Annotated in this window: 21 protein-coding genes; 10 read left to right on the top strand and 11 right to left on the bottom strand. The window is 72.2% G+C overall.

Annotation, left to right across the window (positions count from 1 at the left end; genetic code table 11):
• Positions 1–122 precede the first annotated feature (122 nt).
• A complete protein-coding gene (locus C8054_RS27820; protein WP_107161998.1) occupies positions 123–1,580 on the bottom strand; it encodes a CCA tRNA nucleotidyltransferase in 1,458 nt (485 codons plus the stop codon).
• Between the two features lie 131 nt (positions 1,581–1,711).
• Between C8054_RS27820 and murJ the strand changes: the two genes are divergently transcribed.
• From murJ to C8054_RS27785, 7 genes are all read left to right on the top strand, one after another.
• Positions 1,712–3,457: a murein biosynthesis integral membrane protein MurJ gene (gene murJ, locus C8054_RS27815; protein WP_107161996.1), complete on the top strand. Its 1,746-nt coding sequence runs from the start codon at positions 1,712–1,714 to the stop codon at positions 3,455–3,457.
• Positions 3,458–3,830: 373 nt separating this feature from the next.
• Complete coding sequence (locus tag C8054_RS27810; protein ID WP_107161994.1) at positions 3,831–5,447, top strand: protein kinase family protein; 1,617 nt, start codon at positions 3,831–3,833, stop codon at positions 5,445–5,447.
• Positions 5,444–6,154: an RNA polymerase sigma factor SigM gene (gene sigM, locus C8054_RS27805; protein ID WP_107161992.1), complete on the top strand. Its 711-nt coding sequence runs from the start codon at positions 5,444–5,446 to the stop codon at positions 6,152–6,154. The genes C8054_RS27810 and sigM overlap by 4 nt, the downstream gene beginning before the upstream one ends.
• A complete protein-coding gene (locus tag C8054_RS27800) occupies positions 6,151–7,119 on the top strand; it encodes a hypothetical protein (RefSeq protein WP_107161989.1) in 969 nt (322 codons plus the stop codon). The genes sigM and C8054_RS27800 overlap by 4 nt, the downstream gene beginning before the upstream one ends.
• Before the next feature lie 176 nt (positions 7,120–7,295).
• Complete coding sequence (trxB, locus tag C8054_RS27795) at positions 7,296–8,249, top strand: thioredoxin-disulfide reductase (protein WP_107161987.1); 954 nt, start codon at positions 7,296–7,298, stop codon at positions 8,247–8,249.
• A gap of 30 nt (positions 8,250–8,279) precedes the next feature.
• A complete protein-coding gene (trxA, locus tag C8054_RS27790) occupies positions 8,280–8,603 on the top strand; it encodes a thioredoxin (RefSeq protein ID WP_107161985.1) in 324 nt (107 codons plus the stop codon).
• A gap of 166 nt (positions 8,604–8,769) precedes the next feature.
• A complete protein-coding gene (locus C8054_RS27785) occupies positions 8,770–9,930 on the top strand; it encodes an N-acetylmuramoyl-L-alanine amidase (RefSeq protein ID WP_107161983.1) in 1,161 nt (386 codons plus the stop codon).
• Between the two features lie 5 nt (positions 9,931–9,935).
• Here C8054_RS27785 and C8054_RS27780 read toward each other — a convergent pair whose 3' ends face one another.
• Complete coding sequence (locus C8054_RS27780; RefSeq protein ID WP_107161981.1) at positions 9,936–10,601, bottom strand: GNAT family N-acetyltransferase; 666 nt, start codon at positions 10,599–10,601, stop codon at positions 9,936–9,938.
• 293 nt (positions 10,602–10,894) lie between these two features.
• Between C8054_RS27780 and C8054_RS27775 the strand changes: the two genes are divergently transcribed.
• Entirely contained in the window at positions 10,895–12,208 is a 1,314-nt protein-coding gene (locus C8054_RS27775; protein WP_107161979.1) for a PLP-dependent aminotransferase family protein, read from the top strand.
• Between the two features lie 7 nt (positions 12,209–12,215).
• A complete protein-coding gene (locus C8054_RS27770) occupies positions 12,216–13,208 on the top strand; it encodes a D-alanine--D-alanine ligase (RefSeq protein ID WP_107161977.1) in 993 nt (330 codons plus the stop codon).
• Between the two features lie 25 nt (positions 13,209–13,233).
• Here the strand turns inward: C8054_RS27770 and C8054_RS27765 are convergent, their stop codons facing one another.
• From C8054_RS27765 to rpmH, 9 genes are all read right to left on the bottom strand, one after another.
• Positions 13,234–14,085: a hypothetical protein gene (locus C8054_RS27765; RefSeq protein WP_233220213.1), complete on the bottom strand. Its 852-nt coding sequence runs from the start codon at positions 14,083–14,085 to the stop codon at positions 13,234–13,236.
• Between the two features lie 1,710 nt (positions 14,086–15,795).
• Positions 15,796–16,836, bottom strand: coding sequence for a ParB/RepB/Spo0J family partition protein (locus tag C8054_RS27760; protein ID WP_107161975.1), 1,041 nt, complete (start codon positions 16,834–16,836; stop codon positions 15,796–15,798).
• A 27-nt stretch (positions 16,837–16,863) separates the two neighbouring features.
• Complete coding sequence (locus C8054_RS33290; protein WP_107161973.1) at positions 16,864–18,195, bottom strand: ParA family protein; 1,332 nt, start codon at positions 18,193–18,195, stop codon at positions 16,864–16,866.
• 242 nt (positions 18,196–18,437) lie between these two features.
• A complete protein-coding gene (gene rsmG, locus C8054_RS32380; protein ID WP_233220215.1) occupies positions 18,438–19,211 on the bottom strand; it encodes a 16S rRNA (guanine(527)-N(7))-methyltransferase RsmG in 774 nt (257 codons plus the stop codon).
• Positions 19,212–19,585: 374 nt separating this feature from the next.
• A complete protein-coding gene (locus C8054_RS27745; RefSeq protein ID WP_107161969.1) occupies positions 19,586–20,176 on the bottom strand; it encodes a R3H domain-containing nucleic acid-binding protein in 591 nt (196 codons plus the stop codon).
• A 208-nt stretch (positions 20,177–20,384) separates the two neighbouring features.
• The gene (gene yidC / locus C8054_RS27740; protein WP_107161967.1) at positions 20,385–21,374 is read right to left on the bottom strand and encodes a membrane protein insertase YidC; all 990 of its coding nucleotides are present in this window, start codon (positions 21,372–21,374) and stop codon (positions 20,385–20,387) included.
• 3 nt (positions 21,375–21,377) lie between these two features.
• Positions 21,378–21,617 (bottom strand): membrane protein insertion efficiency factor YidD, encoded by a 240-nt coding sequence (gene yidD / locus C8054_RS27735; RefSeq protein WP_233220212.1) that lies wholly within the window; start codon positions 21,615–21,617, stop codon positions 21,378–21,380.
• Positions 21,618–21,658: 41 nt separating this feature from the next.
• Positions 21,659–22,072 carry a ribonuclease P protein component gene (rnpA, locus tag C8054_RS27730; RefSeq protein ID WP_107161962.1) on the bottom strand — a complete coding sequence of 138 codons (414 nt, stop codon included), beginning with the start codon at positions 22,070–22,072 and terminating at the stop codon, positions 21,659–21,661.
• A 29-nt stretch (positions 22,073–22,101) separates the two neighbouring features.
• The gene (gene rpmH / locus C8054_RS27725; protein ID WP_091061882.1) at positions 22,102–22,239 is read right to left on the bottom strand and encodes a 50S ribosomal protein L34; all 138 of its coding nucleotides are present in this window, start codon (positions 22,237–22,239) and stop codon (positions 22,102–22,104) included.
• A gap of 575 nt (positions 22,240–22,814) precedes the next feature.
• On the opposite strand from rpmH, the gene dnaA reads away from it, so the two are divergent.
• Positions 22,815–24,686, top strand: coding sequence for a chromosomal replication initiator protein DnaA (gene dnaA / locus C8054_RS27720; protein WP_107161959.1), 1,872 nt, complete (start codon positions 22,815–22,817; stop codon positions 24,684–24,686).
• The last annotated feature ends 445 nt before the right edge of the window (positions 24,687–25,131 follow it).

Here is a 25,131-nt window from a genome sequence, read left to right as displayed (position 1 = left end):
CGCGCCCGTCGAACGGGAGGGCTGGCGATGACCAACATCATGCGGGAGAGATCGACCGGAACAGGTCAACCGTTCGGTCGACACGCCGGCGTATCGTCGTCGCTTTTTCCCCAGCCGGCGGATCAGCCGACGATGCCCTCGCTGCGGGCCCAGCGCAGCAGCTCCGCCTCGGCCTCGTCCCGGTCCAGCGGGCCGCGCTCCAGGCGCAGCTCCTTGAGGTGCGCCCAGGCGCGGCCGACCACCGGGCCCGGCGGCACGCCGAGCAGCTCCATGATCGCGTTGCCGTCCAGGTCGGGCCGGACCCGGGCCAGGTCCTCCTCGGCGGCGATCCGGGCGATCCGCTCCTCCAACGCGTCGTAGTCGGCCGCGAGCTGGGCCGCCTTGCGCCGGTTGCGGGTGGTGCAGTCGGAACGGGTCAACTTGTGCAGCCGGGACAGCAGCTCACCGGCGTCGGTGACGTACCTCCGCACCGCCGAGTCGGTCCACTCGCCCCGGCCGTACCCGTAGAAGCGCAGGTGCAGCCCGACCAGCTTGACCACCTGGGAGGTGACGTCCTTCGGGTAGCGCAGCGCCTTCATCCGGGCCTTGGTGAGCCGCGCGCCGACCACCTCGTGGTGGTGGAAGCTGACCCGGCCGTCCGGACCGACCGCCTTGGTGCCGGGCTTGCCGACGTCGTGCATCAGCGCGGCCATCCGCAGCACGAAGTCGCAGCCCTGCTCCTCCATCGACATCGCGTTGAGGACCACCGTGAGGGTGTGCTCGTAGACGTCCTTGTGCTGGGCGTGCTCGTCGATGGTGAGCTTCAGCCCGGTCAGCTCCGGCAGGAAGCGCTCGGCCAGGCCGGTGTCGACGAGCAGGCGCAGCCCGGTCACCGGGTCGACGCCGCACAGCAGCTTGGTGAACTCGTCCCGGATCCGCTCGGCGGTGATCCGGTCGAGGTCGGACGCCATCCGGGCCATCGCGTCCCGGACGTCGGGGTGGACGGCGAAGCGGAGCTGCGCGGCGAACCGGGCCGCGCGCAGCATCCGCAGCGGGTCGTCGCGGAACGACTCCCGCGGCGTCCCGGGGGTACGGATGATCTGGGCGGCAAGATCGTCCAGACCGCCGTACGGGTCGGTGAACCGGTGGTCGGGGAGGCTCACCGCCATCGCGTTGACGGTGAAGTCGCGACGCTTCAGGTCATCGGCCAGGTTGGTGCCGTACTGCACCACCGGGTTGCGGCTCACCTGGTCGTAGACCTCGGCCCGGAAGGTGGTGATCTCCAGGGTCAGCCCGTCGCGCTGGCAGGCGATGGTGCCGAACTCCCGCCCGGTCTCCCAGATCGACTCGGCCCAGCCCCGGATGATCTTGACGGTCTCGTCCGGGTGGGCGTCGGTGCAGAAGTCGAGGTCGTTGCCGAGCCGGCCGAGCAGCGCGTCCCGGACCGATCCGCCCACCAGGTGCAGTTCGTGACCGGCACGGGCGAAGCGCCGTCCCAGCTCGTCGGCGACCGGGGACACGCGGAGCAGCTCGGCGACGGCGTTGCGCTGCGCGGCGGTCAGCTCACGGCGATCGGCGGCGGAGGCGGAGGCTTCGGACATGGGATCGCCAGCCTAGCGGGCCGGGGGTGGATCGACCGCGCCGGGCGTGGGTAACCGGGCGAGGTTGACTAAGGTTCCGGTGGTGCGGGGCCGTCGGGCCCGGTTCCGACATCCCCCTGGGAGGCTGTGAGATGAGCGGCGGCGGGCTCTACCGCAGCGCGAACGCGCACGACGGCGGCCTGCCGCCGGACGACGGCGCGACCTTCATCTCGGCGGAGCCGCTGAACCAGCCGGGCGTCGAGTCGGTGGCGCCGCCGCAGGAGGTGGTCGCCGAGACCAGCGCCGCGGCGAACAGCGCGGTGATGGCGATCGGCAGCCTGGTCAGCCGCGGCACCGGCTTCATCCGCAACCTGATGATCGGCGCGGCGCTGGGCGGCGCGCTGGTCGGTGACGCGTTCACCACCGCGATCTTCCTGCCGAACCAGGTGTACGAGTTCCTGCTCGGCGGCGTGCTCACCAGCGTGCTGATCCCGGTGCTGGTCCGGCGGCGCAAGTCCGACCCGGACCGGGGCGAGGCGTACTCCCAGCGGCTGCTCACGCTCGCGGTGCTGGCGCTGGCCGCCACCGTGCTGCTCGCCCTGGTCGCGGCGCCGGTGCTGACCGCCATCTACGCCGGCGGCAAGGACGCCGACTACCGCGGCCTGGTCACCAGCCTGTCGTACCTGATGCTGCCGATGCTGTTCTTCACCGGCGTGAGCGCGCTGATCGCCGCGGTGCTGAACACCCGCGGGCACTTCGCCGCGCCGATGTGGGCGCCCATCCTCAACAATCTGGTGGTCATCGGCGTCTGCGCGCTCTACATCGCGGTCTTCGGCGCCAACATCGTCCAGCCCGGTGAGATGAGCTGGGAGCGGATCCTGCTGATCGGCGGCGGCACGCTGCTCGGTGTCGCGGTCCAGACCGCCGGCCTGCTGCCGGCGTTGCGCAAGGTCGGCTTCCGGTGGCGGTGGCGGTTCGACTTCCGGGCGCTCGGCCTGGCCGAGCTGGCCCGGCTCGGTGGCTGGATGTTCTGCTACGTCGGGGTGAACCAGCTCGGTCTCTTCGTGGTGGTCAACCTGCTCACCCGCGCCGCCGGTGGCAACAACGCCGGTCTGCTGATCTACAACAACGTCTTCCTGCTGCTGATGATGGCGCACGGCATCATCGCGGTCTCGATCATCACCGCGCTGATGCCCCGGATGAGCGCCGCCGCCGCCGAGGGCCGGTTCGGCGACGTCACCGCCGACCTGTCCCGGGGCACCCGGATGGTCACCGCGGTGCTGGCCCCGATCGCGGTCTGCTACGCGGTGCTGGCCGCGCCGATCTCCGTGGTGGTGTTCCGGTACGGCGCGTTCACCGGCGACAACGCGGTGGCCACCTCGACCGTGCTGCTGGTCGCGGCGCTCGGTCTGGTGCCGTTCGCGGTCAGCCAGCTCTTCACGTTCGCGTTCTACGCGCTGCCCGACACGCGCACCCCGGCGCTGATCAACATTCCGGTGGTGATCCTGCGGGTGCTGCTCCAGGTCGGCCTCTTCCTGATCTTCTCGAACACGTTCGCGGCGGCCGGGATGATGCTCGGCAACGCGGTGTCGTACCTGGCCGCGGCCATCATCTCGGCGATGCTGCTGCGCCCCCGGGTGGGGCGGATCGGGTTGGGGCGGATCATGCGCACGCTCGGCCGGGTCGTGGTGGCCGCGCTCGGCGCCGCGCTGGTCGGTCTGCTCGTGCTCGCGGTGCTCCCGGGCGACCCGGCGAAGCTGAGCTGGTTCGCCGCCGCGGTCCAACTGGTGGTCGGCGGCGCGGCGATCGGCGGCACGTACCTCGGGCTGGCCATGCTGCTGCGGATCGGGGAGATCACCGAGGTGGTCGGCATGGTGCGACGGCGGCTCGGGCGCTGAGCGCCCACCCGTGACCGACGGTGAACGAGGATCACCAGGCTGGGGATACGGCTGTGGATAACTCGGGATTCCGCCGTCCAGTAGGCCTCTCGGCCTGTGGACAACCAACCGTACGGACGAGGGTGCCCAGGCCGGGACGGGGAAAGCACCGGCACGCCACACCGGCACGCCCCTGCACCGCTCACTTGCCGTCAACCTCTAGATTGGCGGTGCGTGTTCGCTGCGGCTGGCTTCCCGCCCGCCGCAGCGGGAAGATGACATGTCGGAGAACCGGGCATGCCGGGTAAGGTCGCTCTCGACGGGTACGTCCGGCGTCGACGTGGGCGTCGACGCCGACCGTGCCGGTTCCACCGAAGCCAGAGCGGGAAGCCACATGCCCAGCAGCACGGGTCCATCGATCGACACGATCACCGAGGGAGGACGGGTGACCCAGGTCGGCGAGGGTCAGGAAGCGGAGGAAAGTTCTCCCGCGGTCGTGACCCTCGGTGCTCCCACGGTCGGTGAGCTCCTCGCCGAGCGCTACGAACTGGTCGAGCACATCAACAACGACAGTGCCGGCCGGCTGGTCTGGCGCGGGGTCGACGTGGTGCTGCGCCGCCCCGTCGCGGTGGTCCTCCGCTACCCCGGCGGCGACTCCGCCACCGAGATGCTCCAGGCCGCGGTCGCGGCCAGCCGGGTCATCCACCCCAACCTGGTCGGCGTCTATGACGCCATCGACGAGGACGACCGGGCCTACGTGGTCCGCGAGTGGGTGGACGGCCAGTCGCTGCGGGAGCTGGTCGCCGCCGACGGGCCGCTGGACCCGGCCCGCGCGACCGCGATCGGCAACGCCGTCGCCAGCGCCCTGGCCGCGGTGCACGCCACCGGCATGGTGCACGGCAACCTCCACCCCGGCACCGTGATGATCAGTGACGACGGCCGGGTGGTGGTGGCCGACGCGCGCACCGACGGGGCGGACAGCCAGGAGAACGACCTGCGGGCCGTCGGCGGGGTGCTCTACTTCGCGCTGACCGGGCACTGGCCGCACGGCGAGGCCCCGCTGCACGGCGCCACCGCCGGGCACGGCCGGGCCGCCCTGCCGGATGCCGTCCGGGACGCCAGCGGCAGCATCGCCGCGCCCCGGCAGGTCCGCGCCGGGGTGCCGGCGTACCTCGACGACCTCACCATGGACCTGCTCGACCCGGAGATCGCCCCGCCCTCGTCGGACGTGCTGTCCGCCGAGCTGAGCCGGCTGGACATCCCGGCCGACGAGCAGTTCCTGGAGCAGGCCGGTCCGCTGCGCTTCACCGCCGACCCCGGCGAGGAGCCGTCCCCGCTGGCCGCGGCCGGCGGGCGCAAGGTCGCCCTGGGCGTCGCCGGTCTGCTGGTGGTGGCGCTGGTCGGTCTGTTCGTCGGGATCAGCGTGCTCGGGGGCGGTGACGACGACGCCAAGGAGCCGGTGGCCCAGCCCACCAACAGCGCCCCCGCCACGGGCGGCAGCACCGAGGCGGCCGCGCCGGTCCGCAAGCTCACCGTCTCCGACGTCCGGATCATCGACCCGGAGAGCGGGGACCGCGCCGAGGTGCGGAACGCCGAGAAGGTCATCGACGGCAGCGACGACGAGGGCTGGGAGACCCAGACCTACCGGAACAACGGCAAGTTCGGCGGCCTGAAGAAGGGCATGGGCGTCTGGATCGACCTGGGCGCCCCGCACACGGTCAAGTCGCTCCAGGCCACGCTCTCGTCCACCGGCGCCTCGGCCGAGCTGCGCGCCGGCACCAACGGTGAGTTCCCCTCCACCTCCAAGGGCGACAAGGACCTCGTCGCGGCGTACCCCACCGTGATCGGGCAGCCGTTCGAGGACCACGACGGCACCAAGATGACGTTCAACGGGTTCGATCCCGCCCAGAAGTACCAGTACCTCCTCTTCTGGATCACCGAGCTGCCGAAGAAGGACGACGGCAGCGGCTGGAAGATCGGGGTCCAGGAGATCACGGTCCAGGGCTCGTGAGCCGCTGGTCGGCGACCGGTGACGGCCCGCCGGCCGGCTCCGACCTGGAGCTGCTCCGCGCCCACGTCGCGGGTGACCGGGACGCCTTCACCGAGCTGTTCCACCGGCACCGCGACCGCCTCTGGGCGGTGGCGCTGCGGACCATCGGGGACCGCGAGGAGGCGGCCGACGCGCTCCAGGACGCGATGCTGTCGGCGCACCGCGCCGCGGCCCGTTTCCGGGGCGACTCGGCGGTCACCACCTGGCTGCACCGGATCGTGGTGAACGCGTGCCTGGACCGGATGCGGCGACGCCAGACCCACGCCACCGTCCCGCTGCCCGACGGGGTGCACACCGACGGGGAGCCGGGACGCCACACCGGCGGCGTCGAACCGGCCGCGCCCGCCCCCGACCACGACACCGCGCTGGTGGTCCGCCAGGCGCTCGCGGCCCTGCCGGCGGAGCAGCGGGCCGCGCTGGTCCTGGTGGACGTGCAGGGCTACCCGGTGGCCGAGGTGGCCCGGATCCTCGACGTCGCCGAGGGGACGGTGAAGAGCCGGTGCGCCCGGGGTCGGGCGCGGCTCGCCGTGCTGCTGGGGCACCTGCGCACCGGCGCCGACGACGCCGGGCACGTGCCGCGGGTCACCGCAGGGAACCGCCGGCGGCCCGAGGGCGTCGGATCCTCGTCGGGACTCACCCGGCCGGACGCCAGCCAGGAGGAGCCGTGAGTTCGCGGGAGTTCAGCGAGGTCGACCACGACCTCCTCGCCGACTACCTCGGCGGGGCGCTGGACGGCACCCCCGAGCAGGCCACCGTGGCCCGGCTGGTCGAGCAGGACCCGGCCTGGCGCGCGGCGTACGCGGCCCTGGCCGGCGCGCTCGACCTGGTGCACGCCGACCTGGCCGACTGGGCGTCGTCGCCCGCGCCGGAGCTGCCGGTGGCGGTCTCCGACCGGATCACGGCCGCGCTCGCCGGCGCCGGCCCCGCCCCGGCCGCCGACCACGTGCCCCAACACGCCGGTCTTGACGCGACGCCGGTCACCGTGCCGGCACAGCCAGGCCGGACGACCCGCCCGCCCGGCACGGTCACCCGTCCCGACCGGCACACCGGGCCGGGTCGACGTTCCCGGCGCTGGGCCCGGGTCGCCGGGCCGGTGGCGCTGGCCGCCGCCTCGGTCGCCGCGGTCGGTCTCGGCGTCGGCCGGCTGGCCGACACGGGCGGGGACAGCAGCACCGTCGGTCGACCGGCCGGGGAGGCGGCGCCGGCGGCGGGCGCGCCGTACCGGACCACCGGGCCGACCGTACGCAGCGGCACGGACTGGACCCCGGAACGCCTCGGCCGGGACGCCAAGGCGGCGTCGGCCCGACCCGACATGGCCGGGCCGTCGGGCGCGCCGGACGGCGGCCGGGAGACACCTCTGGCCGCCGACACGAACCGCCTCGGCGCCGTGGGCGGGTTGGACCGGCTCGCCCGGCCGGAGGCGCTGGCCGCCTGCCTGACCGCGATCGGCGCCGAACACGGCGCGGCACCGCTCACCGTCGACCTGGTCGACTACGCCCGGTTCCAGGGCAGCCCGGCGCTGGTGGTGACGTTCTCGGACGCCGGTGGCGCCCGCTGGGGCTGGGTGAGCGGGCCGGAATGCGGCGTACCCGGGTCCGGCGCGGACACCCGGTTCCGCACGCGGGTAGGGTGAAACCGCGGTCAGCGGTCCTGTCCCGCCACGTGACGTGACCCACCGGATGACCGGCTCGGGAATCCCCGCTTCGTACGATGACGTTCTGGAAGTCAGGCGCCGACGCCTCCGCGCGGTCGGCACTCGGATCGACATCGGTGCGTACCGGTGACGAACACACACATCGGGAGACGGCAGTGGACGAGGTCCGCAACCTGATCATCATCGGCTCCGGGCCGGCCGGCTACACCGCGGCGGTCTACGCCGCGCGCGCCAACCTCAAGCCGCTGGTGATCGAGGGCGTGCAGTCCGGTGGCGCGCTGATGACCACCACCGAGGTGGAGAACTTCCCCGGTTTCGCCGACGGGATCCTCGGCCCCGAGCTGATGGACAACATGCGCAAGCAGGCCGAGCGGTTCGGCGCGGAGTTCCTCACCGACGACGTGACCCGGGTCGAGCTGAAGGACACCGGCGAGATCGGCTCGGACGCGGTGAGCACGGTCTGGGTGGGCGAGACCGCCTACCGGGCCCGCGCCGTCATCCTCTCCACGGGTTCGGCGTGGCGTCCGCTGGGCGTGCCGGGCGAGCAGGAATACCTCGGCCACGGCGTGTCGTCCTGCGCCACCTGTGACGGCTTCTTCTTCCGTAACCAGCACATCGTGGTGGTCGGCGGCGGCGACTCGGCCATGGAGGAGGCGAGCTTCCTCACCCGCTTCGCCGAGTCGGTGACGATCATCCACCGGCGCGACTCGTTCCGGGCCAGCAAGATCATGGCGGAGCGGGCGCTGGGCAACGAGAAGATCAAGGTGGAGTGGAACACCACGGTCGAGGAGATCCTCGGCGACGACGGCAAGGTCAGTGGCGTACGGGTGCGTGACGTGCACACCGGCCAGACCAAGGTGCTCGACGTCACCGGCGTGTTCGTGGCGATCGGCCACGACCCGCGCAGCGAGCTGTTCCGCGACCAGGTGGAGCTGGACGACGAGGGTTACGTGAAGGTGCAGGCGCCGAGCACCCGCACCAACGTGCCGGGCGTGTTCGCCGCCGGCGACGTGGTCGACCACACCTACCGGCAGGCCATCACGGCGGCTGGCACCGGATGTGCGGCCGCGCTGGACGCCGAGCGGTTCATCGCCACCCTGCAGGGCTGAGAATTTCACCAAAGGGAGAAAGGGTTCATAGTGGGAGCAACCAAGGCGGTCACGGATGCGAGCTTCGCGAGCGACGTGCTGAAGTCCGACAAGCCGGTCCTGGTCGACTTCTGGGCGGAGTGGTGCGGTCCGTGCCGCAAGGTCTCGCCGCTCCTGGAGGAGATCGCGGGCGAGATGAGTGACCAGGTCACCATCGTCAAGCTCAACATCGACGAGAACCCCGAGACGGCGCGCGCCTACCGGGTGATGTCCGTGCCGACGCTGACCATCTTCAAGAACGGCGAGCCGGTGCAGTCGATCGCCGGCGCCAAGCCGAAGGGCGAGCTGGTCAAGCTCATCGAGTCGGCGCTCTGAGCGACCCGACACCGCCGGAGCCCCCGTCACCCCCACCCGGGTGTCGGGGGCTCCGGCGTTCCTGACCTGCGCGAACCCCAACCCGGCGGGTAACCGGTCACGGTACGCTCCGTAAGCGTCCGTCGGAGCTACCGCCTCCGCCAGCGCCCGTGCAGAGGGGGTCGTCGTGCGTCCGATCCGACCCGGTGACCGGGGCCCCGCGGTGGCCGAGATCCGAACCGTGCTCGCCGGCCTGGAACTGCTGCCCACCGACGGCCGCGCCGACGACTACGACGCCGCGACGGAACGCGCGGTCCGCGCCTTCCAGCAGTCCCGCGGCCTCAGCGTCGACGGGCGGGTGGGCGCGGAGACCTGGCGGGCGCTGGACGCGGCCCGCTGGCGGTTCGGCGCCCGCGCGCTCTACCACGCGGTGCCCGAGCCCCTGACCGGCGAGGACGTCCGCTCGCTCCAGGAACGCCTGCTGGAGATGGGGTACGACGTGGGCCGCGCCGACGCCATCTACGGCATCCGCACCTCCCGCGCGGTGGCCCAGTTCCAGCGCGAGATGGGGCTGAAACCGGACGGCTCGTGCGGCCCGCACACCGTCAACGCGCTGCGCCGGCTCGGCCGCAAGGTGGTCGGCGGGCGCCCGCAGTGGCTACGCGAGTCCGACGCCATCCGCCAGGCCGGGCCGACGCTCGTCGGCCGGACCGTGGTGATCGACCCGGGCCACGGCGGCACCGACAGCGGCGTGGTGGTGCCCGACGGCTCGCTGCGCTGGACCGAGGCGGACCTCGTGCACGACCTCGCCAGCCGGCTGGAGGGGCGGCTCGCGGCGGCCGGGGTACGGGTACAGCTCACCCGGGGCCCGTCGTCCCCGACCTGCCTGCCGGACGCGGACCGGGCCCAGCTCGCCAACTCGCTCGGCGCGGACGTGTTCATCTCGTTGCACACCGACGGGCACGCCAACCCGGCGGCCGACGGCGTCGCCACCTACCACTACGGCACCGACAACGGCGTCACCTCAGCCACCGGGGAGCGCCTGGCCGGGCTGGTACAGCGGGAGATCGTGGCCCGCACCGGGCTACGCGACTGCCGCACCCACGCCAAGGCGTGGGATCTGCTCCGGCTGACCCGGATGCCCGCGGTCCGCGTCGAGGTGGGCTACCTGACCTCCCCCACCGACCGGGGTCGGCTGATCGACCCGCGCTTCCGCGACCGGGTGGTCGAGGCGATCGTGGCCGGGGTGCAGCGGATGTACCTGCCGATCGAACGGGACGTGCCGACCGGCTCGATCGACGTCAGCGAGCTGCGGGCGATCGTGGCCGCCGGCACCGTGGTCGACTGAGCCGGTCAGCTCGTCGAGCGGGTGGCCGGCGCCGGCCGTACCGGACGCAGCAGCGTCTCCGGGCTCATCGAGCCGAGCAGCTTCTCCAACGCGTACTCGACGTCGGACTTCCAGCTCAGCGCCGTGCGCAGCTCCAGCCGCAGGCGGGGGTAGCGGGGGTGCGGGCGGACCGTCTTGAAGCCCACCGAGAGGAAGAAGTCGGCCGGCGCGACACACGCCCGGGTGGGGCCGTCCGGCTCGTCACCGAACTTGGCGTCGCCGAACGCCTCGATGGCCTTGATGCCGCGCTTGGTGAGGTCCCGCGCCACGCCCTGCACCAGCATCCGGCCCAGACCGCCGTCGGCGAACGCGGGCACCACGTGCGCGGTCATCAGCAGCGCCGCGTCCGCCGAGACCGGCGACGTCGGAAACGCCATCGAACGCGGGACGTACGCCGGCGGGGCGTACATGACGAAACCGGCCGGCATGCCGTCGACGTAGACCAACTTGCCGCAGGAACCCCACTCCAGCAGCGTCTGGGAGACCCACGCCTCCTTCTCCAGGCCCGGGTCGCCGGCCGCGCAGGCCCGCTCCGCGGAGACCGGATCCAGCTCCCAGTAGACGCACCGCCGGCAGGATCGGGGAAGGTCCTCCAGGGTGTCAAGCGTCAGGCTGACCAGACGTCGCGACATGAGCGCACCCCACCACCAGTCTCGGAGCGTCGGCCACCGCGGTGTGCCGCCGCCGCTCCTGCTCCCGACGAGCGATCGTACGCTTCCGCCCGCCGACGCGGGAGAGGACGCGCGAACGCCCACCCGGGCGACGGACCCGGGGGTCCGGGATGTGGACGTGTCCACACGGCGGGTTCCGCGCCGGTCATCAGGGACTACGATCGACCAATCGGCCGCGCGCCGCCATTGGATGCCGGCATCGCGGGTACCACACCGGGCGGCAGCCCCGCCGACACCCCGACCGAGGTGATGTCATGACCGGCACGACGCTCGACGACTACACCGACCGGTACGCCCGCCGCGTCCGGGGGATGACCGCCTCCGAGATCCGGGCGCTCTTCGCGGTCGCCAGCCGGCCGGAGGTCGTCTCGCTCGCCGGCGGAGCGCCCTACATCGCCGCGCTGCCGCTCGACGCGGTGGGCGAGATGCTCGGCCGGCTCGGCGCCGAGCACGGCGCCACCACCCTCCAGTACGGCATCGGCCAGGGCACCCTGGAGTTGCGCGAACGGATCTGCGAGGTGATGGCCCTCTCCGGGATCGACGCCTCCTGCGGGGCCTCCCCGGAGGACGTCGTGGTGACCGTCGGCGGGCAGCAGGCGCTCGACCTGGTGGCCCGTCTCTTCCTGGACCCGGGTGACGTGGTGCTCGCCGAGGGCCCGACCTACGTCGGCGCGCTCGGGGTGTTCCAGGCCGCCCAGGCGCAGGTGACCCACGTGCCGATGGACGACCAGGGCCTGATCCCGGAGGCGTTGGAGGTGGCCATCGCCGACCTGGCCCGGGCCGGCCGGCGGGTGAAGTTCCTCTACACCATCCCGACGTACCAGAACCCGGCCGGCGTGACGTTGAGCGAGGAGCGGCGCGAGCGGGTGCTCGACATCTGCGAGCGCGCCGGCCTGTTGGTGGTGGAGGACGACCCGTACGGTCAGCTCGGTTTCGAGGGGGAGGCGCCGGCGCCGCTGCGGGCCCGGCGGCGCGACGGGGTCTTCTACCTGAGCACGTTCTCCAAGACGTTCGCCCCCGGCCTGCGGGTGGGCTGGATCCTCGCCCCGCACGCGGTGCGCGACAAGCTGGTCATCGCCAGCGAGGCGCAGATCCTCTGCCCCAGCGTCTTCGCGCAGTCCGCCGTCTCGACGTACCTCGGCACCATGCCGTGGCGGGAGCAGCTCAAGACCTACCGGGAGGTCTACCGCGAGCGTCGCGACGCGCTGCTCGGCGCGCTGACCGACCTGATGCCGGCCGGCACCACCTGGACCACCCCGACCGGTGGCCTCTTCGTGTGGGCCACCTTGCCGGACGGGCTGGACGCCAAGGCGATGATGCCGCGGGCGGTCGCCGCCCGGGTCGCGTACGTGCCCGGCACCGGCTTCTACGCCGACGGGACGGGCACCGGCAACATGCGGCTCAACTACTCCTTCCCGCCGCCGGAGCGGATCCGGGAGGGCGTGCGCCGGCTGGCCGGCGTGATGGAGCAGGAGATCGCCATGCGGAAGGTCTTCGGAGCGGTCGGCAACGCCGGGCCACGCCGACGCCAGGGCGGCTCCGACGCGCCCGGCCCCGACTTGGCATGATGCCGGCATGGCCGTCACCCCCGCCGCACCGACACCCGTGACCGGATCCTCCGCCGACGAGCTGCACGTGCTCGTGCTCGCCGGCGGTCTCTCCTACGAGCGGGACGTCTCCCTGCGGTCCGGCCGTCGCGTGCTGGACGCGCTACGCGCGGTCGGCGTGCAGGCGGAGCTGCGGGACGCCGACGTCGCGCTGCTGCCCGCGCTGGCCGCCGACCCGCCGGACGCGGTGGTCATAGCCCTGCACGGCGCCACCGGCGAGGACGGCTCGCTGCGCGGCGTACTCGACCTGTGTGACGTGCCCTACGTCGGCTGCGACGCCCGCTCCTCCCGGCTGGCCTGGGACAAGCCGTCCGCCAAGGCCGTCCTGCGCGAGGCCGGCATCCCGACGCCCGACTGGGTGGCGCTGCCGCACGACCGCTTCTCCGAGTTGGGCGCGGTCGCCGTCCTGGACCGGATCGTCGACCGCCTCGGGCTGCCGTTGATGGTCAAGCCGGCGCAGGGTGGTTCCGGGCTGGGCGCCGCCGTGGTCCGGGACGCCGCGTCGCTGCCGGCCGCGATGGTCGGCTGTTTCGCGTACGACCAGACAGCGCTGGTGGAGCGCTACGTACCCGGCATGGACGTGGCGGTGTCCGTGCTGGACCTGGGCGACGGCCCGCAGGCCCTACCCCCGGTCGAGATCGTGCCCCGCAACGGCGTCTACGACTACGCGGCCCGCTACACGGCGGGGCGCACCACCTGGCACGCGCCCGCTCGGCTCGACGCCGCCACGACCGCGCAGGTGACCGACGTGGCGCTCGCCGCGCACACGGCGCTCGGCCTGCGGGACGTGTCCCGCGTCGACCTGATCGTCGACGCGGAGGGCCGACCGCACGTGCTGGAGGTCAACGTCTCGCCGGGCATGACGGAGACCTCACTGCTGCCGCTGGCGATCCAGGCCGCCGGGCTCGACTTCGGTCGCGCCCTGGGCTCGCTGGTGGGCCGGGCCGCCGCCCGCCGCTGAGCTGACCCGGCCGGCACCACCACTTTCACTCCCGGTTCGGTCCGGCCGATCCCGTCGCCGGCTCCGCGTCGCCGTTCAACGCCGTGGGCCCGGCGTCACCGGTCGCGGGCCCGCCATCAGCGTCGCGAGGGTCGCCGTCGGGGGTATGCGCGGAAGGCGGGTCATCGTCGGTGTCGTCGGCCGGCCCCACCGGCTCGGCCTCCGGGATCTCGTCCGCCGCCTCGATCACCGACGCCGTCTCCTCGTCGGGCTCCTCGATGGTGTCCGTCGGCGCCGGCGAGGACAGGCTCGACGGCGCCTGCCACCGGATGCGCGGCGGCTCGGCAAGCGGCCGGCCACCGAACTCGGCGAGCCACGCCGCCACCATGGCGAGGTTCTCCCGCCACTGTTCCTCGGAGATCGGCGGCAGGATCGAGTCCCACAGCGACAGGAACGTGCCCCGCAGTTGCAGCCGCCCGTACGGACGGGCCAGGAACCACATGTGCAGGTGCGCCGACCCGTCGCCCCAGCGGTTGACGTGCACCCGGGCGACCCCGTCCAGCGAGCGGATGGCCCGCTCCAGCCGGACGGTCATCACCCCCAGCTCGGCGGCGAGCAGGTTCGGCAGGTCCCCGAGGTCCAGGTGGGAGCGGGACTCCAGGATCAACACCATCGGCAGGCCGGTGGGCCGGTCCATGGTCCGGACCCGCCACCGCTCTCCGACCCAGATGTACGCCTCGTCGGGCGCGTTGCAGGCGGTGCACTCCCGGTCCTCCTCACCCCGACGGGGAGGTTCGACCGGCACGGGATCGTCGAGCTGCTTGACGCGAAGCTCGCCCTCGAAGGGGAAGGAGGGCCACTGGGTGAAGTCCGGGACTGAGGGAGGGGTGTCCTGCACGACGCTGACCCTAACGGAGTTGGCGACGCCTGTCCCTCCCCGTTCCCACCGGAGTCGAGGCCGCTTCGACGATCCACAACGCGTTGTCCACCACGTTGTCCACAGGCCGCCGAGATCACCACCACAGTGCGTCATCCACAGCTCAGCAAGGGTTTCCGGGTGTTGTTTCACGTGAAACGGAGTGAGCCTGTGGACAACCGCTGTGGATAACTTCTGCGGTCGCGGGGCCTCCCGTCGACCCTTCCGTTCAACGAGCGGAGGGCTCCGACGCAGCGGCTCAACAGGGGCTCGATCCCGCCGCTCGGGCTGGCTCGTTTCACGTGAAACGGAGCACTCCGTGATTCCTGACAGCGCGGGGCGCCCGTGGCGGTTCAAGCCCTTGGCGGAAGCACCGCGCCTGATTGGACGCGGTCCCTTCCGTTTCACGTGAAACGCGCTACGCGGATCCCGCGGGGTTCGGGCCGTCGCCGGCCACGAGCACTCGCCCGATGTCGTGCAGTCCGAACTCGTCGGCCCGCACGAAGAGGCCCCGCTTCGCGCTGCACCTCACGCATGCGCGGGAACCCGTCGGTGTGCTCCACCCCGGCTCGATGCGCCCCACCGGTCGGCTCATGAAGCGCCTTGGCCGACCGCACCGCGCGGTCGAATCTGCTCGGGTCTCCTCAGCGGGCCGTGAGAACGGCACCGCATTGCCCGGGCGGAAGGGTGGAGACCTCATTCCGAAGCCACGGGCCGATGCCGGCCCACACGCGGGTCGGCCGGCAGGATGTACGGCCTGAGCGCGACGCCCGCCTCCGCCGTCGCGCGGCATCGAAACCGCTGGGTCTGCTGCGTCCAGGGCTCGGGCCCGCGCTAAGCCGGTGACTCGGCCAGGATGTGGTGGATATCGCCGCGAGGGCTGCGGGGTGACTGCCTTGAGACGCGCCGTTCTCGAAGCCGCGCACGCGTACCGCGCACCCGTCTGTCGCGCCGTGCATGTCGTCATGGGCCGCATCGCGAGGCCCGCCGGGTGACCGATCGGGGTGCGGGCCAGGGCTCACCGCACATGCCGTCACGGGACAGCATGGCGGCGAGGCCGATGACCAGCCGGCCTAGGCGGCACGGCAAGCCTCTGCCGGAAGAGAAGGCGACCGAGCAATTCCGGCGACAGACAAGCCGCCGTCGCCACGGCTCATTCGCATGCGACGAGCAAACGCAAGGACACCGCTCCCCGCCGCCCCGCTGGCAAACCCGCGCCTGTTCTCGGGTCGGGACTTCCAAGGCGGACGGGACCCGGTCCTGCGGCCCTGGCAAGCCAAGCCCGTTTCACGTGAAACCGCACCACTGGCCCCACCGCTTGGGCGGCCCCCACGCTGCCCCGGCCCGGCGACCCTCCACGACAGGGGGTGCCGGCGGGCCGACGATCCTCGCGTAGAGCGCGGCACGACCAACGAACGGCGTCGGTGGCAGTGCGGCACGCCCGGATCACCCAACCGGTCGGGGCGCGTCACGTCCGACGAACGACAACGGAAGCGAGGCACAGCGCGTCGAGCGAACGACAACGGAAGCGAGCGAGCGAAGGACAACGGGTGCGGCGTACAGCACGTCGGGCGAGAGGCAACGGGGTGCGAGGCACGGCACCGTGGGCGAACCGCACCGGTGAACGGATGCCGGAATGCCGCCGGCCGCATCCCTCAACGGGAATGCGGCCGGGTCGGGTCGAGCAGTGAGTCACTCCTCGGGCTGTTCCTCCTGGCCCACGCCGATGATGCCGACGATCCGCTCCAGGTCGTCGACGGTCGCGAACTCGATCGTGATCTTGCCCTTGCTCCGGCCGATGTCGACCTTCACGCGGGTGTCGAAGCGGTCGGAGAGCCGGTCGGCGAGGTCGGTGAGCGCGGGAGCATGCGCCTTGGTCCGGCGCTTGGCCGCAGGGGGCTTTGCCGGCCCCTCAGCCAGCGCCAGAGCCACCAACTCCTCGGTGCCGCGTACTGATATGCCCTCGGCGACGATCCGCGTGGCGAGCTTCTCCTGGGCCTCACCGTCGTCGAGGCTGAGCAGCGCCCGGGCATGGCCGGCGGAGAGCACCCCGGCGGCGACCCGCCGCTGCACGGCTCCGGGGAGGTTCATCAGGCGAATGGTGTTGGAGATCTGCGGTCGGCTGCGGCCGATCCGGCGTGCCAGTTCCTCGTGGGTGGCACCGAACTCCTCCAGCAACTGCTGGTAGGCCGCCGCCTCTTCGAGGGGGTTCAGGTTGGCGCGGTGGATGTTCTCCAGCAGCGCGTCCCGGAGCATCGCGTCGTCCTTGGTCTCCCGGACGATGGCGGGAATGCTCTCCCGACCGACCGCCTGGGCGGCACGCCAGCGCCGCTCACCCATGACGAGTTCGTACTTCTCGCCGTCGAGCTGCCGCACGACGATCGGCTGGAGGAAGCCGACCTCCTGGATCGAGGTCTTCAGCTCCTCCAACGCCTCCTCGTCGAAGACGTGCCGCGGCTGCTTCGGGTTCGGCACGATGGTGTCGACCGGGATCTCGGCGAAGCGGGCACCCGGCACCGGGCTCAGCTCGAACTCCGGCTCGGCCGCCGGCGTTCCACGGTCGAGGACCGCGCCGGCCCCGGCGGGGGGCGGGTCCGCGACAGGAAAGGCCGGGGTGGCCACCGTCGGGACGGATGCCTCATCAGCCTCCGGCGGGGCGATACCCGGCGCCGGCCCGGTGGGGATGAGGGCGCCGAGCCCTCGACCCAGACCGCCGCGGGGACGGTTCTTCATGCGACGCCTCCCAGCGACTTCTCCGCACTACGCATTCCGGCTCACCGGCTCCTTGACCCCTCGCTCAGCGATCTCTTGGGCGGCCTCGAAGTAGCTCGTGGCACCCCGCGAACCGGGATCGTAGGTCATGACCGACTGGCCGTAGCTGGGTGCCTCGGAGACACGCACGTTGCGGGGGATGACGGCCTGGAGCACCTTGTCCCCGAAGTGGTTCCGGACGTCCTGCTCCACCGCGTCGGCCAACCGGGTACGCCGGTCGTACATGGTCAACAGGATGGTGGAGACGTCGAGCTTCGGGTTGAGGTGCTGGCGTACCAGGTTGATGTTGTTGATCAGCTGGTTGAGCCCTTCCAGCGCGTAGTACTCGCACTGGATGGGGATCAGCACCTCCTGCGCGGCCACCAACGCGTTGACGGTCAGCAGGCCGAGCGAGGGCGGGCAGTCGATGAACACGTAGTCGAAGTGGCCCGGGTACGCCTCGATGGCGCGTGACAGGCGGGACTCCCGGGCGACCACCGAGACCAGCTCGATCTCGGCGCCGGCCAGGTCGATGGTCGCTGGCACGCACCACAGGTTGGGGATGCCCTCGACCGCCTGGGCGACCTCCTCCAGCGGCACGCTGTCGATGAGGCAGTCGTAGACGTCCGGCACACCGGTGTGGTGCGGCACGTTCAGCCCGGTGGACGCGTTGCCCTGCGGGTCGAGGTCGACCACGAGCACGCGGTTGCCGTGCAGCGCGAGCGCCACCGCCAGGTTCACGGTGGTGGTGGTCTTGCCCACGCCACCCTTCTGGTTGGCGACGCACATCACCCGGGTCCGGTCAGGGCGGGGCATGTTGACCTCGCCACTGGGATTCAGGATCTGCACGGCGCGCATCGCCTCCATAGCCAACGGTGGGTCATCCTCTTCGCGCGTCGGGGTTTCACGTGAAACGTACGTGTCGGCTGCGGCCTCGGCCGCGTATCCGGCGACCGGTGGCGTGTCGGCCGACACCGGGTCCGGGACGGGCTGATGCGGTACGGCGGAGACCGGCGGTTGTGGTTCGTAACGGGCGGGGATCGCGACGTTCGCCCGCGCCGATGCCGGCCGCGGGGACGGGGCGTTCACCGGGCCGTCGCTCGGGTCGCGCGGTTCGCGGACCGGTGGGACATTGGCCGGCGCGGACGAAACCGGCCGGAGAGCGCCCGCGGCCGACGCCTCCGGTCGGTGGGTCGGATCGACGGGAGACGGCGGCGAGGCGTCACGGGAATCGTTCACCGCCCACTCCTGGTAGCTGGTTTCACGTGAAACGGAACCGTCCGGGGCTCGCCCGCCGGCGCCGGTCAGCCGTGGCTCGTCGTACCTGCCGTCGTCATGCACCTGTCATCCCTACCCGCTCCGGATGGTCGGTTCGCACCGTCGATCGGGCCTCCGCTGTGCGCGGCGTCACCGGCCGGCGGAAACGGTCGGGTCGGGTGCCGCCCGGCACCGCCGCTCCACACTATCGACGCGCGGTCAGCCTACGGCCGACGGGCGTGGCGGGTCCATGTCGGGTTGTGATCGATCCGGTCACGCCCCACCGGTCCAACGACCCGGTGAGGCATCCGGAAAGCCTGCTCCACTCAGCGATCCCGGTTACGGTCGCCACGTCGGCGACCGCCACGCGAGCGCTTGGGCGCCTTCGGCTTCTTCGGGTTGACCACCCGTTCCCGGACCACCTCGACCACGGTTGCCGCCGGCTCGATCAAGCCGGTCCCGCACCGGTGCAGCGTGGGCTCGCCGCCGCCGAGACGGGTCACCGCATCGGCGTGCTCGGCGATCTCCTCGGCCGCAGAGGCGCCCTTGAGCGCCAACAACCGGCCGCCGGGCACGGTGAGCGGGAGACACCAGCCGGCGAGCCGGTCCAGCGGAGCCACGGCCCGTGCGGTGACGATGTCGGCGGAGAGCGGATCGCGGTCCCGGGAACCGGCCGCCGCCTCGTCGGCCCGCCCCCGGAACACCCGGACGGACCGGGTCAGGCCGAGGCGCTGCACCGCTTCCACCAGGAAGGCGACCCGCCGGGCAAGCGGTTCGACAAGGGTCACGGTGAGATCCGGACGGGCGATCGCCAGCACCAGGCCGGGAAGCCCGGCACCGGAACCGACGTCGATCACGCGGGCGTCCGCCGGGACCCGCTCCGCCACCACTGCGCAGTTGAGCAGGTGCCGGTCCCAGAGCCGGGGCGTCTCGCGGGGCCCGATCAGGCCCCGGAGCACACCCTCGGTGGCCAGGAGTTCGGCGTACGCGGCGGCGAGGTCGAGCCGGTCGCCGAAGAGTGCGCGCGCGGCCTCCGCCAGCTCCGGCGGCAACGTGGCGTCGGCCGGGTCGGGCGCGGCACCCGTGACAGGCCCGTCCACCGTGGATGGCTCCGGATCGGCTGCCGGATCCGCGAAGGCCGGCACCGCCACCACGTCCGGTTCGGCGAAGAACGGGTCAACCGTCCCGGCCGGAGCATCGGCGTCGACGGGCTCGGCCCCTGCCGGCACGTCACCGGAGAAGGCCGGCGTCACCTCGGTGGCGGCGGGAAGCTCGACGCCGTCCACCGTCGTGGTGTCGCCGGAGAACTCGGGATCGACCGCAGTCCCGGGCGCGTACGCCGGATCAGCCGGCCGGTCCTCGTCGGAGCGGAACGGGTCGGGGGTCGTTTCGGGCCGCACAGCCGGCGGCCCGGGTGGCGTACCACCCGGGCCGGCCACGGCGTCCGCCGTCGTGTCGTCGGAGGCCACTGACCTCAGTCCGCAACCGGCCGGACGACGATGCGGCGGTTCGGCTCCACGCCTTCGGACTCGCTCTCCACGCCGCTCATCGCGTTGACCACGTCGTGCACGCACTTGCGCTCGAACGCCGACATCGGCTCCAGACGCACCGACTCGCCGTGCTCCTTGACCTTCTCGACCGCGTTCTTGGCGACCGCGGCCAGTTCCTTGCGCCGGGCGGCCCGGTAGCCGCCGACGTCCAGGAGCAGGCGGCTCGGCGTGCCGGTCTGCCGGAACACCGCCAGCCGGGCCAGCTCCTGGAGTGCCTCCAGGGTGGCGCCGCGCTGGCCGACCAGGCTCTGCAGTCGACCGCCGACCACCTCGACGACGGGCCGGCCACCGGAGACCAACTCGTCGATGTCGCCGTCGTAGTCGAGGATGTCCAGCAGACCCTCGACGTAGTCGGCGGCGATCTCGCTCTGCCGGAACAGGTCGCTGTCGGCCGGGGCCTTCTTCTCCCGGGTCCCGGCCGTGCCCTCGTCGGTCTCGGTGGCGGCAGCCGCGGGAATCTCCTCGTCCACGGACTGGTCGGCGCTGGGGATGCTGGTGTCGGTCACGGGTCTCATCTCCGTACTCGCTCGGCCGGACCGTCGAGGTCCGCTTGTCTCCCGGGGGCCGGCGGGAGGTTCGCCGGATGCCCCTCGGGCACGTCCGTACGGGCCAGTGTCGCCCGTGACCGCGCGTCGCGCGGCGGTTCCGGCCCGGCGCCGACTCCTCGGGTGCTGCTCGGGTCCGGAGGGGCCGCCACCGGTCGCGGCGGCGGCCCGGTGCGGCTCAGCCCTGCCGCTTGGCGGGGCGGCTGCCGCCCTTCTTCGGGTTGGTCGGCTTGGCGCCCGGCTTCGGACCGGCCACCTTCGGCGCGGCGGCCGGAGCCTTGGCCACCGGCGCGGCGGCCTTGCGGCCGAACAGGCCACTGGTCTTGGCCGGCTGGGCGGTGGTCTTGCCTGCGGTGGCGGTGGCCTTCTTCGGCGGCACCAGCGGCGGGAACTTCCGCAGCACCCACTGCTGCTGGCCGAGCGTGAAGAGGTTGTTGGTGACCCAGTAGATGATCACACCGATCGGGAAGATCGAGCCCGAGACCAGCAGCGAGACCGGGATGCCGTAGAGCATCAGCCGCTGCACCATGCGCTGCTGCGGGTCTTCCGCCCAGCCGGTCTTGAGGATCATCTGCCGGCTGGTGAGGTAGGTCGTGGCGATCATGATGAGCACCAGGACGCCGGCGATCAGCTTCACGGTGCCGGTGTTCGCGCCCAGCGGGGCCAGGTCGGCGGCGGTGGAACCGAACCGGCCGGAGATCGGGGCGGTGAAGAGCTTCGCGCTGGAGGCGCTGTTGAACTGGTCGGCCGTCCAGCCGTAGAGCGTCTTGCCGGGGTTCGTCGGGTTGAGCCGCTTGAGCGTGTGGAACAGGCCCAGGAAGACCGGGATCTGGAGGAACATCGGAAGGCAGCCCATCAGCGGGTTGGCCTTTTCCTTCCGGTAGAGCTCCATCATCTCCTTCTGGAGCGTCTCCCGGTCACCCTTGTGCTTCTCCTGGAGCTCCTTCACCTTCGGCTGGAGCGCCTGCATGGCCCGTTGCGACTTGATCTGCTTGACGAAGACCGGGAACAGGATCACCCGGACCGTCACCACCAGGAAGATGATGGCGAGGATCCAGGCCCAGTTCGTGCCGATGACCGCGCCGACCGGCACCCCGATGGCGTCCCAGGCCGAGTGCCAGGTCAGCAGGATCCACGAGATCGCGTAGTAGATCCAGTCGAGACTCAATTCTCAGGCTCCAGTCACGTCGGCACGGCGGCGACCGCCCGGCTCCGGCACCGGGTCGTGTCCACCTGGGTGAAAGGGGTGGCAGCGCGACAGCCGCCGGACCGTCAGCCAGGCTCCCCGCAACGCGCCGTGCCGGGACACCGCCTCCACGGCGTAGGCACTGCACGACGGGTAGAACCGGCAGCGGGCCGGCAGTGCCGGACTTATCCACCGACGGTACGCGATGATGGGTACCAGCAGCATGCGGGCACCGGGTGTCGGCGATGGGGTCCTGGGGCCGCCGTTCATCGCGACCGCCGTCCCCGGGGGGCCCGTGCGGCGGCGAGCGCGGCGTCCAGGTCGGCCCCGAGTCGGGCGTACGCCGCGTCGGCGGCCGGGGGCAGGGCGCGTACCACCAGGGTGGTGCCGGCGGGCAGCTCGGCCAGGCGCTCCCGGACCAGGTGCCGCAGCCGGCGGCGGATCTTGTTGCGCACCACCGCGCCGCCGACGGCCTTGGACACGACGAAGCCGGCGCGGCGGGGTGCGGAGATCTCCGCACCGCTGCTCCGCGCCGGCTCCGGCGAAGGTGTCGCGGTGGACTCGGTCGGCTCGGGGAGCGTCAGGTGGACCACGACGGCGCCACGGCCGACGCGTCGGCCACCACGGACCGCTGCGGCGAAGTCGCTACTGCGCCGCAGTCGCTGTGCGGCGGCCAGCACGACTGCCCACGCCCCCGGACCGGTCGGCCTCAGGCCGCCAGGCGGGTGCGGCCCTTGGCGCGACGGGTCGAAAGGATGGCGCGGCCGGCACGGGTGCGCATGCGCAGCCGGAAGCCGTGGGTCTTCGCGCGCCGGCGGTTGTTCGGCTGGTAGGTGCGCTTGCTCACGTCAGGCTCTCCGTTGTCGTACGCCCCGCGCGGCGGATCGCCCGGGGTCCTGTGCTGGTCCCGATCACCTCGACGGTGACCGCTGATCGACGCTGCCCGGTGAGCCGGCCTCCGGTGGTGCTGGAGAGGTGGCCACGGGCAACGAGCATCCATCACCCTAGCAGAGGGCGAGAGAGCATCCGCTCCAGCCTACGCAGCACCGCAATGACCGTCAAACCCTTCCGGCCCGGCCCCGACCTGCGCCGCGACGGCGGCCGACGGGGTCGTTTCCGGTGCGATCGTCACCGCCTCCAGGGTGTCGGCGGTTGATGGCGCGGGGTCCGCGCTGTTAGCGTGCGCGATTGCGGTCGGCGTCGGGTGCCCGGGTTTGTCGCCGACCGGCAAGACCGGACAAGCTGTTGAATCGTTCGGCACGGTGAACCCGCTTCAGCGCCTCCACCAATCAGGGGGCAGGTCCGACCCGCGTCCGGTGGGCGGCCACAATCGGTCGGTACACAGGCTGTGGATAACTTGTGGATGACGACCGGTCAGCCGTCCGGGCGGGCGTGAGGATCAGGCGAGGGGGTGGCACGACGGTGACCGGAGCGACAGACCTTGCCGCGGTGTGGGCGGCGGCCACCGAGGAACTCGCCGACGAGATCATCTCCGCCCAGCAGCGGGCCTACCTCCGGCTCACCCGACTCCGCGCGATCGTCGAGGACACCGCGCTGCTCTCCGTGCCGGACGCGTTCACCCGCGACGTGATCGAGTCCCGGCTCCGCCCGGCCATCACCGAGGCGTTGAGCCGCCGGCTCGGCCGACCGATCCAGGTGGCCGTCACCGTACGGGTCGCCGACGACCCGAGCGGGCGACCGGCCGGCACGGTGTACCGCAGCGGCCCGGAACCGCTTCCCGACCGGGACGGCGCGGTCGGTCTGCTCCCCGGATTCGACCGGGCGGGCCCGCCTCCCGAGTCCGCCTACCCCGCGCCCCGCCCGGAGCCCCAGTACGCGGCGGACGGCCGGCCGGAGCATCCGATGGAGGAGCCCGCGCCCCGGCAGCGGAACGCGGACGGCGGCCGGCCGCACCTGATCCCCGCCGGCCGGGACGGGCAGGACACGCTCTTCGGCGCCGCGTTCGCCGAGCCGCTGCGCGCCGCGCCCGACCGCCGGTCCTTCGACGACCGCCCCGACCTGGAGCCGACCGCCCCGGACCGGGGTGGGTACGAGCCCCGCTACCGGGAGGCTCCGGGGCCGGTCGACTCCCCGCCGCTGCGCGGACTGCCCCGTGACGGTGTCACCGACAACGGTCCGGGGCGCGGTGTCACCGACAACGGTCCGGGGCGCGGCGCCAGCGACAACGGCCCCGGCCGCGGCGCCCCCGATCACCACCGGCCGGGCGGGCAGGCGGACCGCCGGCTGCCCGGCGTGGAGAGCGGCGGCAACCGGCTCAACCCGAAGTACATGTTCGAGACGTTCGTCATCGGCTCGTCCAACCGCTTCGCGCACGCGGCGAGCGTGGCGGTGGCCGAGTCGCCGGCCAAGGCGTACAACCCGCTCTTCATCTACGGCAGCTCCGGGCTGGGCAAGACCCACCTGCTGCACGCCATCGGGCACTACGCCACCACGTTGGGCAACGCCCGCTCGGTCCGGTACGTCTCGACCGAGGAGTTCACCAACGACTTCATCAACTCGCTGCGGGACGACAAGACCAGCGCCTTCCAGCGCCGCTACCGCGACGTGGACATCCTCCTGATCGACGACATCCAGTTCCTGGAGAACCGGGAACGGACGCAGGAGGAGTTCTTCCACACGTTCAACACGCTGCACAACGCCAACAAGCAGATCGTGATCACCTCCGACCGCTCGCCGAAGCAGCTGGCGACGTTGGAGGACCGGCTCCGGACCCGCTTCGAGTGGGGCCTGCTCGCCGACATCCAGCCGCCCGACCTGGAGACCCGGATCGCGATCCTCCAGAAGAAGGCGGCGCAGGAGCGGCTCTACGCCCCGCCGGACGTGCTGGAGTTCATCGCCTCCCGGGTGTCGAACTCGATCCGGGAACTCGAGGGCGCGTTGATCCGGGTCACCGCGTTCGCCAGCCTCACCCGGTCCTCGGTCGAGCTGTCGCTGGCCGAGGAGGTGCTGCGCGACTTCATCCCGGACGGCGCCGGTCCGGAGATCACCGCGGACCAGATCATGGTCTCGACCTCCGAGTACTTCGGGGTGAGCCTGGAGGACCTGCGCGGTCATTCCCGGTCCCGGGTGCTCGTCAACGCCCGCCAGGTGGCCATGTACCTGTGCCGCGAGCTGACCGACCTGTCGCTGCCCCGGATCGGCCAGGCGTTCGGCGGACGCGACCACACCACGGTGATGCACGCCGACCGCAAGATCCGGCAGCAGATGGCGGAGCGGCGCTCGCTCTACAACCAGATCGCCGAGCTGACGAACCGGATCAAGCAGAACACCTGAGACGCTCGTCTCGTACCCGTCACGACAGCCCGGCCGGACGACGTTCCCGGCCGGGCTTCTTCGTGCCCGTCGGGCGCCGCGTCGGCGGCGTCGGGCCGCCCGTGGACGCTGCCGGTTGACCCTCGACCCGGTGGAGGGCCCAGAATCGGCGCCGTGGTTGTCCACAGCTCGTACCGGTTGTCCACATCCCCTGTGTCACAGGTGGTGGATAACCACCCTGTGCACCTGGCCGGTTACCCACAGACTGTGGACAACTCCTGGGGACGAGCCTGTGGACGCCTGGGGACAACGGTCACGTTGTCCACCGACGTCGACCCGCCTGTGGGGATCCTGTTGAAGGTTCTGGGGACGACGGGGGTCCGGGCCGTCGGCGTTGTCCACAGCGCTGGGGAGAAAACCGGTGGATTACCGGTGGACAACCGGTGGACAGCGGTGGAAAACCCGG

It is taken from the genome of Micromonospora sp. RP3T, from assembly GCF_003027925.1.
Taxonomy (GTDB): Bacteria; Actinomycetota; Actinomycetes; order Mycobacteriales; family Micromonosporaceae; genus Micromonospora.
Note: the sequence above shows the minus strand (reverse complement) of the source record. Positions and strands in the feature narration are given on the sequence as shown.

Bases quoted from the DNA above. Each gene is read 5' to 3' on its own strand.
- C8054_RS27820 (WP_107161998.1), bottom strand. From the start codon at position 1,580: ATGTCCGAAGCCTCCGCCTCCGCCGCCGATCGCCGTGAGCTGACCGCC.
- murJ (WP_107161996.1), top strand. From the start codon at position 1,712: ATGAGCGGCGGCGGGCTCTACCGCAGCGCGAACGCGCACGACGGCGGC.
- C8054_RS27810 (WP_107161994.1), top strand. From the start codon at position 3,831: ATGCCCAGCAGCACGGGTCCATCGATCGACACGATCACCGAGGGAGGA.
- C8054_RS27780 (WP_107161981.1), bottom strand. From the start codon at position 10,601: ATGTCGCGACGTCTGGTCAGCCTGACGCTTGACACCCTGGAGGACCTT.
- C8054_RS27775 (WP_107161979.1), top strand. From the start codon at position 10,895: ATGACCGGCACGACGCTCGACGACTACACCGACCGGTACGCCCGCCGC.
- C8054_RS27770 (WP_107161977.1), top strand. From the start codon at position 12,216: ATGGCCGTCACCCCCGCCGCACCGACACCCGTGACCGGATCCTCCGCC.
- C8054_RS27760 (WP_107161975.1), bottom strand. From the start codon at position 16,836: ATGAAGAACCGTCCCCGCGGCGGTCTGGGTCGAGGGCTCGGCGCCCTC.
- C8054_RS27745 (WP_107161969.1), bottom strand. From the start codon at position 20,176: ATGAGACCCGTGACCGACACCAGCATCCCCAGCGCCGACCAGTCCGTG.
- yidD (WP_233220212.1), bottom strand. From the start codon at position 21,617: ATGCTGCTGGTACCCATCATCGCGTACCGTCGGTGGATAAGTCCGGCA.